At 53.4% G+C, this 11922-nt stretch carries 10 protein-coding genes and 3 tRNA genes; 3 read left to right on the top strand and 10 right to left on the bottom strand.

Annotated elements, in window-relative coordinates:
• Positions 1–124 precede the first annotated feature (124 nt).
• The 8 genes from MJ923_RS04920 to MJ923_RS04885 form a co-directional block, all read right to left on the bottom strand.
• Positions 125–397, bottom strand: a complete 273-nt coding sequence (locus MJ923_RS04920; RefSeq protein WP_240590126.1) for an HU family DNA-binding protein — start codon at positions 395–397, stop codon at positions 125–127.
• 258 nt (positions 398–655) lie between these two features.
• Positions 656–3013 (bottom strand): endopeptidase La, encoded by a 2358-nt coding sequence (lon, locus tag MJ923_RS04915; RefSeq protein WP_126166350.1) that lies wholly within the window; start codon positions 3011–3013, stop codon positions 656–658.
• A gap of 128 nt (positions 3014–3141) precedes the next feature.
• Positions 3142–4419 carry an ATP-dependent protease ATP-binding subunit ClpX gene (gene clpX, locus MJ923_RS04910; RefSeq protein ID WP_126166349.1) on the bottom strand — a complete coding sequence of 426 codons (1278 nt, stop codon included), beginning with the start codon at positions 4417–4419 and terminating at the stop codon, positions 3142–3144.
• An 82-nt stretch (positions 4420–4501) separates the two neighbouring features.
• Positions 4502–5110, bottom strand: a complete 609-nt coding sequence (clpP, locus tag MJ923_RS04905) for an ATP-dependent Clp endopeptidase proteolytic subunit ClpP (protein WP_126166348.1) — start codon at positions 5108–5110, stop codon at positions 4502–4504.
• An 89-nt stretch (positions 5111–5199) separates the two neighbouring features.
• A complete protein-coding gene (tig, locus tag MJ923_RS04900) occupies positions 5200–6504 on the bottom strand; it encodes a trigger factor (protein ID WP_126166347.1) in 1305 nt (434 codons plus the stop codon).
• 254 nt (positions 6505–6758) lie between these two features.
• Positions 6759–6834 (bottom strand) — tRNA-His (locus MJ923_RS04895).
• A gap of 11 nt (positions 6835–6845) precedes the next feature.
• A tRNA-Arg gene (locus MJ923_RS04890) sits at positions 6846–6922 on the bottom strand.
• Between the two features lie 65 nt (positions 6923–6987).
• A tRNA-Pro gene (locus MJ923_RS04885) sits at positions 6988–7064 on the bottom strand.
• Between the two features lie 238 nt (positions 7065–7302).
• On the opposite strand from MJ923_RS04885, the gene folD reads away from it, so the two are divergent.
• Positions 7303–8157 carry a bifunctional methylenetetrahydrofolate dehydrogenase/methenyltetrahydrofolate cyclohydrolase FolD gene (folD, locus tag MJ923_RS04880; RefSeq protein ID WP_126166346.1) on the top strand — a complete coding sequence of 285 codons (855 nt, stop codon included), beginning with the start codon at positions 7303–7305 and terminating at the stop codon, positions 8155–8157.
• Positions 8158–8274: 117 nt separating this feature from the next.
• On the opposite strand, the gene cysS is transcribed toward folD, so the two are convergent.
• Positions 8275–9654: a cysteine--tRNA ligase gene (gene cysS / locus MJ923_RS04875; RefSeq protein ID WP_240590125.1), complete on the bottom strand. Its 1380-nt coding sequence runs from the start codon at positions 9652–9654 to the stop codon at positions 8275–8277.
• A gap of 141 nt (positions 9655–9795) precedes the next feature.
• Between cysS and MJ923_RS04870 the strand changes: the two genes are divergently transcribed.
• Together MJ923_RS04870 and MJ923_RS04865 are read left to right on the top strand one after the other, a co-directional pair.
• A complete protein-coding gene (locus tag MJ923_RS04870) occupies positions 9796–10290 on the top strand; it encodes a peptidylprolyl isomerase (protein ID WP_126166344.1) in 495 nt (164 codons plus the stop codon).
• Positions 10291–10300: 10 nt separating this feature from the next.
• Positions 10301–11014: a UDP-2,3-diacylglucosamine diphosphatase gene (locus MJ923_RS04865; protein ID WP_240590124.1), complete on the top strand. Its 714-nt coding sequence runs from the start codon at positions 10301–10303 to the stop codon at positions 11012–11014.
• A gap of 98 nt (positions 11015–11112) precedes the next feature.
• Here MJ923_RS04865 and miaE read toward each other — a convergent pair whose 3' ends face one another.
• Complete coding sequence (miaE, locus tag MJ923_RS04860) at positions 11113–11880, bottom strand: tRNA isopentenyl-2-thiomethyl-A-37 hydroxylase MiaE (RefSeq protein WP_240590123.1); 768 nt, start codon at positions 11878–11880, stop codon at positions 11113–11115.
• Between the last annotated feature and the right edge of the window lie 42 nt (positions 11881–11922).

The raw sequence follows: 11922 nt of genomic DNA, 5'->3' as shown, positions 1-11922 counted from the left end.
CTTTTCAGGAATGACCTTTAATGCTTCGTCACTCCGGACCTCGGTGCTGACACCCAAGTCCTTCAATTCGTAAAAAGCACTGCAAACGCAGTGCTTGAAGAACGAAAGCCTACAAAGGCGAGTCTTAGTTGACAGCGTCTTTCAGAGCTTTACCAGCTTTGAATGCTGGGATCTTAGCAGCAGGGATTTTGATCTCTTTGCCAGATTGTGGGTTACGGCCGGTACGCTCAGCACGCTCACGAACTTCAAAAGTACCAAAACCAACCAGGGAAATCTTTCCGCCGTCCTTCAGACCGTCAGTCACAGCAGCGATGAAAGAATCCAGTGCACGGCCGGCAGCGGCCTTGGAAATGTCAGCACCAGAAGCAATTTTCTCGATCAGTTCAGATTTATTCATGTCATCCCCTTGAATGTAGTTTTTGCGCCGCAACCAAATCCTTCTCTAGAGCGGTCTGCGGAGGCTTTTATAACAAGCTTGAAACCAAAGTTCAAGCGTCAACGAAAAACCAAAGAATTAAAGTTGGATACAGCTCAAAGCCAGCCCTGCCAAGGGTTTGGGAGGTGCTGGCTCTCCACGAACCTAGGCTACCACAGCTAAGGGGTTTGTTAAGCCCCTTTTTTCACTTTTTTTAAGCCTGTAGCGCACTTTTTTGCCTTATCCGGCGTTTTTTACCACTTCGAAGCCTTCCACCGGGCGCTCAAGCGCCAGTTTCAGCACTTCATCCACCCAGCGAACGGGGTGAATTTGCAGGTCAGCCACGACGTTAGCCGGGATTTCCTCAAGGTCACGCTCGTTTTCTTTGGGGATAAGCACATGCTTGATACCACCGCGGTGAGCCGCAAGCAGTTTTTCCTTCAGGCCACCAATGGGCAGCACTTCGCCGCGCAGGGTGATTTCGCCTGTCATGGCCACATCGGCACGCACCGGGTTACCGGTGAGGCTGGAGACCAGTGCGGTGCACATAGCACAGCCTGCAGATGGACCATCTTTTGGCGTCGCACCTTCAGGCACGTGCACGTGGATATCACGCTTCTCGTAGAAATCAGGGTTGATGCCAAGCTGTTCGGCGCGGGCACGCACCACTGTCATGGCGGCCTGAATCGACTCCTGCATCACATCACCGAGCGAACCTGTGTAGGTAAGCTTACCTTTACCGGCCACGGAAGTGGCTTCGATGGTCAGCAGGTCACCGCCCACCTGAGTCCAGGCAAGACCTGTTACCTGGCCTACCTGATTGTTCGATTCAGCCTTGCCGTAATCGTGGCGCTGCACACCGAGGAAGGACTTGAGGTTGTCACCGGTCACATCCACGTGTTTCACACTCTTATCCAGCAGGATTTGCTTAACAACTTTACGGCAAATCTTCGACAGCTCACGTTCAAGGGCACGCACGCCCGCCTCGCGGGTGTAGTAACGAATGATGCCCAGAATCGCGCCATCATCGACGCTGATTTCATGTGGCTTCAGGCCGTTACGCTCAACCTGCTTTGGCAGTAGATGCTGCTTGGCGATATTGAGCTTTTCGTCCTCGGTGTAACCGGATAGACGAATGACTTCCATACGGTCCAGCAGCGGGCCTGGAATATCCATGGAGTTACTGGTGGCCACAAACATCACATCGGACAGATCGTAATCGACCTCCAGATAGTGATCGTTAAAGGTGGCGTTCTGCTCGGGATCCAACACTTCCAGGAGGGCTGACGCAGGGTCACCGCGCATGTCGGAGCTCATCTTGTCGATTTCATCCAGCAGGAACAGCGGGTTTTTCACGCCCACTTTGGCCATCTTCTGGATGATTTTGCCTGGCATAGAGCCGATGTAGGTACGGCGGTGACCGCGGATTTCCGCTTCGTCACGCACGCCGCCAAGGGCCACACGCACATACTTACGGCCGGTCGCCTTGGCAATCGACTGCCCCAGCGAGGTCTTACCCACACCCGGTGGGCCTACCAGACACAGAATTGGGCCTTTGAGCTGTTTAACCCGAGTCTGCACCGCCAAATACTCAAGGATGCGCTCTTTCACCTTCTCTAGACCGTAGTGGTCAGCATTGAGCACCTGCTCGGCCTTAGACAGGTCGCGCTTGATTTTGGAGCGCTCAAACCAGGGCACTGAGGTCATCCAGTCGACATAGGAGCGCACCACAGTGGCTTCGGCCGACATGGGTGACATCATCCGCAGCTTGTTCAGCTCTGCCTGGGCCTTGTCTTTGGCATCGGCGGGCATCTTGGCCTCTTCAATCTTGCGATTGAGGGTTTCGAATTCGTCGTGGCCTTCGTCCAGATCGCCAAGCTCTTTCTGAATGGCTTTCATTTGCTCATTCAGGTAGTACTCGCGCTGGCTCTTCTCCATTTGCTTCTTCACGCGGGAGCGAATGCGCTTCTCCACCTGCAGCAAATCGATTTCGGCTTCCATCATCGCCATCAGGTACTCGAGGCGTTCGCCAACATTGACCATCTCAAGCACGGACTGCTTGTCTTCGAGTTTGAGTGGCATATGGGCCGCCATGGTGTCGGCCAGACGCGCCGCTTCATCGATGCCAGACATGGAAGTCAGCACTTCGGGCGGGATCTTCTTGTTAAGCTTGATGTAGCCTTCAAACTGGGCGATGGCGCTGCGTACCAGCACCTCTTCTTCTTTCTCGGCCAGAGGGTCCGATGGCAGCTCTTCAATTCGCGCAACAAAGAAGGGCTCTTCCTGGGTAAAACGGGCCACGCGGGCGCGGCGGCCACCTTCAACCAGCACTTTTACTGTACCGTCGGGCAGCTTGAGCAATTGCAAAATAGAGGCGATGGTACCGACTTCAAAGATATCATCGGCCGCAGGTTCGTCAAGATCCGCATCGCGCTGGGCGACCAGCATGATCTGCTTGTCCTGTGCCATGGCAGTTTCCAGGCAACGAATGGACTTCTCACGACCCACGAATAACGGAATGACCATATGGGGGTACACCACCACGTCTCTCAGTGGCAGGACCGGCAATTCGAAATGCGCTTCACGCTCTTGGGACATAACTCGATTCCGTATCAGATGGACTATATCCGAGTATATTGGGGCAGTTTCCGCCCTTTCAATGGCTCAAATGTAAAAAAGGAGCCCAATCGGACTCCTTTCGTATCTTCTTGAAAGCAAATGACCAATTATTGGTCGCCGCTGGCGGCCTGTGATTCGGCTTGCTCGTAAATCAGGATGGGGGCCGATTCGCCCTTCACCACAGACTCATCTACCACGGCTTTGCTCACACCGTCCTGAGAAGGCAGGTCATACATGGTATCCAGCAGAATGCCTTCTACAATTGAGCGCAGACCACGGGCACCTGTCTTACGTGACATGGCCTTCTGGGCAATCGCCTTCAGCGCATCTTCACGGAATTCAAGCTCTACGCCTTCCATCTCAAACAGCGCCGCATATTGCTTGGTCAGGGCGTTCTTGGGCTCAGACAGAATTTGGATAAGCGCGTCTTCATCCAGCTCAGCCAGGGTAGCTACCACAGGCAGACGACCGATGAACTCAGGGATAAGGCCGTATTTGACCAGATCTTCCGGCTCAACCTGCGACAGAATGTCAGACATGCTTTCTTTGTCTTCTTTGCCCTTCACCTGGGCGCCAAAGCCAATGCCGCTGCCGGTGTGGGTACGCTGCTCAATCACCTTCTCGAGGCCGGCAAAGGCGCCGCCGCACACGAACAGGATCTTGGAGGTGTCAACCTGCAGGAACTCCTGCTGCGGATGCTTACGGCCGCCCTGGGGCGGCACCGCAGCCACTGTGCCTTCAATCAGCTTCAGCAGCGCTTGCTGCACGCCTTCACCACTCACATCACGGGTGATGGAGGGGTTGTCGGACTTACGGCTGATTTTGTCGATTTCATCGATATAGACAATGCCACGCTGGGCCTTTTCCACATCGTAGTCGCACTTTTGCAACAGTTTTTGAATGATGTTCTCAACGTCCTCACCCACGTAACCGGCTTCGGTCAGGGTGGTGGCATCGGCCATGGTAAATGGCACATTGAGGAAACGCGCCAGGGTCTCGGCCAGCAAGGTCTTACCGCTACCGGTAGGACCAATCAGCAGGATGTTACTCTTGCCAAGCTCAACCCCTTCTTTGGGGTTGCCGTTACGCAGACGCTTATAGTGGTTATACACTGCCACCGACAACACCTTCTTGGCTTTTTCCTGGCCAATCACGTAGTCGTCCAAATGCGCTCTCAGTTCATGAGGCGTCGGCAGTTTGTCGTGATCCCGCTTAGGCGAGATCTCTTTAATCTCTTCGCGAATGATGTCGTTGCAAAGCTCAACACATTCGTCGCATACATACACAGATGGTCCGGCGATCAGCTTTCGCACTTCGTGCTGGCTCTTTCCGCAGAAAGAGCAATACAGCAGCTTGCCGCCATCACCACTCTTGTTCTCGCCCATTACTTTACCCCGTTTGCGATGTGGCCATCGCCTGTCTCTCTCAACCCCGTCAATCTGAGCTTAGCCCAGTCGCCGGTAAAAATCAGCGGCTGGTCAGTACCGAATCGATAAGACCGTACTCGGCCGCCTGCTCTGCGCTCATGAAGTTGTCACGATCGGTATCGCGCTCAATTACTTCCATCGGTTGCCCGGTGTGATGCGCCAGCATCTGGTTGAGTTTGTGCTTAATGCCTAAAATTTCCTGAGCATGGATAGCGATATCCGATGCCTGTCCCTGGAAACCACCCAATGGTTGGTGGATCATCACCCTTGAATTAGGCAAACAGTGACGCATGCCTTTCTCGCCACCTGCCAACAAAAATGCGCCCATGCTGCAGGCCTGACCGATACACACGGTGCTGACCTTTGGCTTGATAAACTGCATGGTATCGTAAATCGCCATGCCAGCGGTTACCGAGCCGCCGGGGGAATTGATATAGAGATAGATCTCTTTATCAGGGTTTTCCGATTCCAGAAACAGCAGCTGCGCTACGATAAGGTTGGCCATGTGCTCTTCAACCTGGCCCACCAGGAAGATGACACGCTCTTTCAGCAGACGTGAATAGATATCGTAGGAACGCTCACCTTTGGCGGTCTGTTCCACCACCATAGGCACGAGCGCATTGAATACTGATTCCGGTGCGTTATGCATTTATCCCTTCCCTAAATAAAAATGGCTCGCATGAGGAGCCTCATACGAGCCATTATAAATGGCTTAACGCCAATCAAGTCAAGCTGCGGTTACGCGCGGCCGGTAGCCTTGTTCATAAATTCTTCAAAAGCAACTTCCTTCTCGGTCACTTTTGCAGATTTCAGCAGCGCTTCAACGGCTTGCTCTTCCAGAGCCACGTTGCGCATGTTCTGCATCAGCTCTTTGTTGCCGTTGTAGTACTCAACTACTTCAGATGGATCTTCGTAGGCAGAAGCCATAGAAGCGATCAGCGCCTGAACGCGCTCATCTTCCACTTGCAGTTCGTTAGACTTGATCACTTCGCCCAGCAGCAGGCCCACTTTAACGCGGCGCTCGGCTTGCTCGGCAAACAGCTCGGCTGGCAGCTCAGGCATGTTGGCAGTCTGACCGCCGAAACGCTGAACGGCTTGACGACGCAGTACGTTGATTTCGCCATCGATCAGAGCTTTTGGCAGCGTGATTTCGTTAGCAGCCAGCAGACCGTTGATTACCTGCTCTTTCACGTTGGCTTTCAGAGCTTGTTCCAGCTCACGGCCCATGTTCTTGCTGATTTCAGCTTTCAGAGCGTCTACGCCGCCGTCGGTGATACCGAACAGCTTGGCGAATTCGTCGTTCACTTCTGGCAGGTTGGCAGCTTTCACTTCAGTCAGAGTGATAGCGAACTTGGCCGCTTTGCCTTTCAGGTTTTCGGCGTGGTATTCCTCAGGGAAAGTCACGTCGATATCGAATTCTTCACCGGCTTTGTGGCCTTTGATGCCTTCTTCGAAGCCAGGGATCATGCGACCGCTGCCCAGCTGCAGGTCGAAACCTTCAGCCTTGCCGCCTTCGAATTCTTCACCGTCGATGCTGCCAACAAAGTTGATAGTCACTTTGTCGCCATCTTCGGCAGCGCGTTCAACGGCTTCGAAAGTGGCGTGCTGCTTGCGCAGAGTTTCAATCATGTTGTCTACGTCAGCGGCAGTAACTTCAGCTTTTGGCTGCTCAACTTCGATGGCGTCCAGACCTTTGAGTTCAACTTCTGGATACACTTCGAAAGTTGCTACGAACTCAAACTTGTCAGCGTCGCTGCTGCCAGGAGCAAAAATAGGCGCTCCGGCTGGATTCAGTTTTTCAGCGATGATGGCTTCAACAAAGTTGCGCTGCATGATTTCGCCAGTCACGTCCTGACGGATAGCGGCGCCATAGCGCTTGCTGATAACGCTCATAGGAACTTTGCCAGGACGGAAACCAGGAATACGGGCACGCTTGGCTTCGCGCTTCAGGCTCTCGTTAACCAGTTTCTCGATCTGCTCGGCAGGTACAGAGATGGTCAGGCGACGCTCTAAGCCTTGAGTTGTTTCAACAGAAACTTGCATTGTTTTACCTCGAAATATGTCTAACGTCCTTTGTAAATAGCCGAGTCATCAACTATTCAGGTGTTCAGTTCTTGATCTTCTTAATTTGACTTTAATGCCTGTCGCGACTGACGCGCCAGCACGGGTCGCAGATGGTTGACAGTTATCAAGACGCGACATTATAGCCACCGTTATTGCCCGAGTCGAGCCTGAAAGGCGGGTATAAAGGTAGAAAAAAAGCGGCCATTGGCCGCTTTTTAACCTTCTAGAAGAAGTGGGGTGACTGATGGGGCTCGAACCCACGACAACCGGAATCACAATCCGGGACTCTACCAACTGAGCTACAATCACCACTGAATTTTTGGCACGCCCGGCAGGATTCGAACCTGCGACCATCCGCTTAGAAGGCGGATGCTCTATCCAACTGAGCTACGGGCGCAAGGTATCAACCAACGTTGAAGCCTATCCGGGGCGGTCGACGCATACCTGCATCGCCTTAAAATTTGGTCGGTGATAGAGGATTCGAACCTCTGACCCTCTGCTCCCAAAGCAGATGCGCTACCAGACTGCGCTAATCACCGAGAAGTCTTTGTTTTTGACGCCTCGCGTCAGAACGGAGCGCATCTTATCCCCTCACCTGACACCCGTCAACGATTTTTTTTAAGGCAAAAATCTGCATGGCGAATTATAGAACAATACAGAGTTATCGGGATTTCTCCCTAATGGGAGCAATGACACTCTGCGCCTTGGCTGTTAGAATATGCGCGCTAAAAACCTCCGGCGGTCCAGAGCCCGCCAAATAAAGGAAGCCCTACACCCATGACAGCCCAAAATATTGATGGCAAGGCCATTGCCAGTGCCATCCGTACCACCCTCAGCGACAAGGTCAAAGCCCGTAAAGAGGCAGGCCAGCGCATTCCGGGTTTGGCCGTGATCCTCGTTGGTCTGGATCCCGCCTCTCAGGTCTATGTTGGTTCCAAGCGCAAAGCCTGTGAAGAAGTGGGATTCCTGTCCCAGTCTTTCGATTTGCCGGACACCACCAGCGAAGAAGATCTGCTGGCGCTGATTGACCGCTGCAACGAAGACCCTGCTATAGACGGCATTCTGGTGCAATTGCCGCTGCCAGCACATATCGAATCGTCCAAGGTAATTGAGCGCATTCGCCCCGACAAAGACGTGGACGGCTTCCACCCTTATAACGTAGGTCGCCTGGCCCAGCGTATTCCTGTGCTGCGCTCCTGCACCCCGATGGGCATCATGACCCTTATCCGCTCCACAGGCGTGGATACCTATGGTCTGGATGCCGTAGTGGTAGGCGCCTCCAACATTGTTGGCCGCCCTATGACCCTGGAGCTGCTGCTCGCCGGTTGCACTACCACCACCTGTCACCGCTTCACCCGCAATCTGGAACAAAAGGTGCGTCAGGCAGACTTGTTGGTGGTGGCCGTGGGTAAGCCCCACTTTATCCCGGGTGACTGGATTAAGCCCGGCGCCATTGTGATTGATGTGGGTATCAACCGCCTGGACGATGGCCGTCTGGTAGGTGACGTAGAGTTTGACGTGGCTGCCGAGCGCGCATCCTTTATTACTCCGGTACCCGGTGGTGTGGGCCCAATGACCATTGCGAGCCTGCTGGAAAACACCCTTTACGCCGCCGAAAACTATCACGACTGATAACACGCTGGCAGCGCTGACAGAGTTCGACCATCACAGTTCTGTTAGCCAGTCCCATAAAAAACGCCTGCGATTGCAGGCGTTTTTGTTTGTAGTTAAACCGGATTGAGGCTCGGCTTACTTCTTGCGCCAGGTAGTGCCTTCAGGGCCATCTTCAAGCACTACGCCCAGCGCATTCAGACGGTCACGGGCCACGTCGGCGGCTGGCCAATCTTTCTCGGCACGGGCTCGGTTACGCTCAACAATCAGCGCTTCGATTTCAGCCACTTCATCAGCGCTGCCTTCACCCTGTAAAAATGCCTCTGGGGTGGAAGACAGAATACCGAGCACAGCGCCCAGATCTTTAAGCACTACTGCCAGCGCAGACGCGGCTGCCATATCGGTCGCCTTGAGACGGTTGATTTCACGCACCATATCAAACAGCACTGAATAGGCCTCTGGGGTGTTGAAATCATCGTCCATCGCTGCCACAAAGCGGCTGACAAACTCCTCGCCGCCGGCGGCTTCGACTGTCAGATCCAGACCTTTAAGCGCTGTGTACATACGCTCAAGGGCGGCGCGGGCCTGCTTTAAGTTGTCTTCACTGTAGTTCAGCTGGCTGCGATAGTGGCCAGAGAGCAGGAAGTAACGCACGGTCTGGGCATCGTAGTGGGCCAGTACGTCGCGGATGGTAAAGAAGTTGCCAAGGGACTTGGACATCTTTTCTTTATCTACCATCACCATCCCAGTATGCATCCAGGTGTTCACATAAGGTGTGTCGTGGGCGCAGCAAGACTGGGCAATTTCGTTTTCATGGTGTGGGAACTGTAAGTCACTGCCGCCGCCATGGATATCGAAGTGCAGCCCCAGGTGCTTGCTGTTCATGGCCGAGCACTCGATGTGCCAGCCAGGGCGACCCGGACCCCATGGCGAATCCCAGGTAGGCTCGCCGGGCTTGGACATCTTCCACAGCACAAAGTCCATCGGGTTACGCTTGTTTTCATCCACTTCCACCCGGGCACCGGCTTGCAGCTGCTCGAGGTCCTGGCCTGACAAACGGCCGTATGCGGCGTAGGAAGACACATCAAACAGCACGTCGCCATCGGCGGCCACATAAGCGTGACCACGGTCAAGCAGGCGATTCACCATGTCGATGATTTCATCAATGTGCAGGGTCGCGCGGGGCTCAAAGCTTGGGCGCACCATATTCAGCGCATCGAAATCCGCGTGCATATCACCAATCAAACGCTCGGTCAGGCTATCGCAGCTCTCACCGTTTTCATTGGCACGTTTGATGATTTTGTCATCCACGTCGGTGATATTACGCTGGTAATTTACCTCATAACCACGGTAACGCAGATAACGCACAATCATGTCAAAACACACAAAAGTACGACCATGGCCGATGTGGCACAGGTCATAGATCGTCACACCACAAACATACATACCGACTTTGCCGGGCTGTATAGGTTTAAACTCCTCTTTTTGACGACTGATACTGTTGTATATCTTCAACATTATTGTTCTCTTTCCACTTACCAATGGGTGTAAAATCAAGCCTGTGAGTCTATCATGGTCAAAACGCCTTGAATACTGCACTTTCAGGGCCGTGCCAGATAAGTTAGAATCCGGCGACATTTTCAAATGAGTACTGCAAAAATGATCACATTGCACACCAATTTTGGCGATATCAAAATCGCTCTGAACCACGAACAAGCCCCAGTAACTGCTGAAAACTTCCAGCGTTACGCCAGCGAAGGTTTCTTCGACGGCACCATTTTCCACCGTGTAATCGATGGTTTTATGATCCAGGGCGGTGGTTTCACCGAGGATATGGTGCAAAAGCGTACCCATGATCCTATCAAGAACGAAGCCAACAACGGCCTGTCCAACAAGGTTGGCACCCTCGCCATGGCCCGTACTTCTGATCCTCACTCTGCCACAGCGCAGTTCTTCATCAACGTCAACGACAACACCTTCCTGGACTTCAAATCTGAGTCTATGCAGGGCTGGGGTTACTGCGTATTTGGCGAAGTGGTTGAAGGTCTGGACGTAGTCAACGCCATCAAGGGCGTGAACACCGGCAACCGTGGCATGCACCAGGATGTGCCTCTGGAAGCCGTAGTGATTGAGAAGGTCAGCATCGAAGGCTAATCCAAGGCAGATGCGCACCCTCTTTATCGGCGATCTGCATTTAAGTGCAGATCGCCCCGATATCACAGCGGCTTTTCGCCGCTTCCTGTCTCAACCCTTCGATGATGTCGATGCCCTGTATATTCTGGGCGATCTGTTCGAGGTTTGGGTGGGTGACGATATTGCCGAGCCTTTCGCGCTCGATATCGCCGCCGACATCGCCAAACTCAGCCAAAAACTGCCGGTTTACTTTATTCATGGCAATCGCGACTTTTTGATTGGTAAGCAATTTGCCGCATTAAGCCGAATGCAATTGCTCGATGAAGTGCACCAAATAGACCTTTATGGTATTCCTACCCTGCTGCTACACGGCGACAGCCTCTGCACCCTGGATAAGGGCTATCAGCGCTTTCGTTGGTTCAGAAATCAGCCTTGGGCTAAATGGGTCTACGGCAAGCTTTCTGAAAGTCGCCGCCTGCGGATTGCCGCTAATTTAAGGGCCAAAAGCAAGGCCGGTAATCAAATGAAGAGTCAGTACATCATGGATGCCGAGCCCAGCGCCGTTGCCGAGCTGCTGCAACAGCGTCACTGCACTCAGATGATCCATGGTCACACCCACAGACCCGCCATTCATGAAGAAAGCGCGGGCAGACGCATAGTGGTAGGAGACTGGTACGAGCAAGGCAGCGTACTTGAAGTGAGCGCCGCGGGAGCCAATCTGCTCGAACTGCCATTCGACAACTAATACCTATCTGAAGTAATAGCCACCAAAAGTAATAGCCAGCAACAAAAAAGCCCGGGCTATAGCCCAGGCTTAATACACCTTCTGGATCACCGCCCAGATTAATTCAGTGGCGTGCCACTGTGAAACCGAAACTCATCATCGGCTGATTGAATCAGCTCGGCTTCCACCGCCGCAAAATAGGCAACCCGCTCATCGATTTTGCTGCCTGCCACCATTTCCGCCAGTTTCAGATAATCCTGATAATGCCTCGCTTCAGAGCGCAGCAAAGACACATAAAAGCGTGACAGCTCCTCATCCATAAAGGGCGCCAGCTTGGCAAAGCGCTCACAGGACCGAGCCTCAATAAAGGCGCCGACAATCAGCTTATCCACCAGGGTGGCCGGCTCGTTGGTGCGCACATGGCTCATCATCCCCTTGGCATAGCGGCCGGCATTGATGCTGGTATAGGGAATGCCGCGCTCATGCATGATCTCCAGCACCTGCTCGAAGTGATGAAATTCTTCCTTAATCAGCCGCACCATTTTGGCAATCAGCTCATCACCGTGGGCAAATCCCGCCTTGGGCGTGAGCGCCACATCGAGATCGTTCTTCTTGCCGCTGCGGGCCAGAAACGCCGCCATATCACGGTCTTTATGGTAAACAAAGGTTTCGTAAGGCTTGGCCCAGGCGAGCAAGGCTTCATTGCAGCCAGGGTCGACAGCATACTTGCGGATAAGAAACAGCGCGGTCTGGGCAGCCTTGAGCTCACAGTTACAGTGATCCACCAAAATGGCCTGCAACATCTCGGGACTTTTGGCTTTTTCTATCCAGGCATCCGGGGTTTCACAGGCCAAAAATGCCTTCACCGGCGCCAACAACTCCTGCATCACCTTAGGTTTCTCCTTGGGGCTGAAAGGGCGCCATTTTAC

The sequence above is a fragment of the Shewanella zhuhaiensis genome, from assembly GCF_022484835.1.
Taxonomy (GTDB): domain Bacteria; phylum Pseudomonadota; class Gammaproteobacteria; order Enterobacterales; family Shewanellaceae; genus Shewanella; species Shewanella khirikhana.
The sequence above is the reverse complement of the archived record's forward strand: the minus strand, read 5'-3'. Positions and strand labels throughout refer to the sequence as shown.

Coding starts and splice junctions, on each gene's coding strand:
- MJ923_RS04870 (WP_126166344.1), top strand. CDS start 9,796: ATGATCACATTGCACACCAATTTTGGCGATATCAAAATCGCTCTGAAC.
- clpX (WP_126166349.1), bottom strand. CDS start 4,419: ATGGGCGAGAACAAGAGTGGTGATGGCGGCAAGCTGCTGTATTGCTCT.
- MJ923_RS04865 (WP_240590124.1), top strand. CDS start 10,301: ATGCGCACCCTCTTTATCGGCGATCTGCATTTAAGTGCAGATCGCCCC.
- clpP (WP_126166348.1), bottom strand. CDS start 5,110: ATGCATAACGCACCGGAATCAGTATTCAATGCGCTCGTGCCTATGGTG.
- cysS (WP_240590125.1), bottom strand. CDS start 9,654: ATGTTGAAGATATACAACAGTATCAGTCGTCAAAAAGAGGAGTTTAAA.
- miaE (WP_240590123.1), bottom strand. CDS start 11,880: ATGCAGGAGTTGTTGGCGCCGGTGAAGGCATTTTTGGCCTGTGAAACC.
- folD (WP_126166346.1), top strand. CDS start 7,303: ATGACAGCCCAAAATATTGATGGCAAGGCCATTGCCAGTGCCATCCGT.
- lon (WP_126166350.1), bottom strand. CDS start 3,013: ATGTCCCAAGAGCGTGAAGCGCATTTCGAATTGCCGGTCCTGCCACTG.
- MJ923_RS04920 (WP_240590126.1), bottom strand. CDS start 397: ATGAATAAATCTGAACTGATCGAGAAAATTGCTTCTGGTGCTGACATT.
- tig (WP_126166347.1), bottom strand. CDS start 6,504: ATGCAAGTTTCTGTTGAAACAACTCAAGGCTTAGAGCGTCGCCTGACC.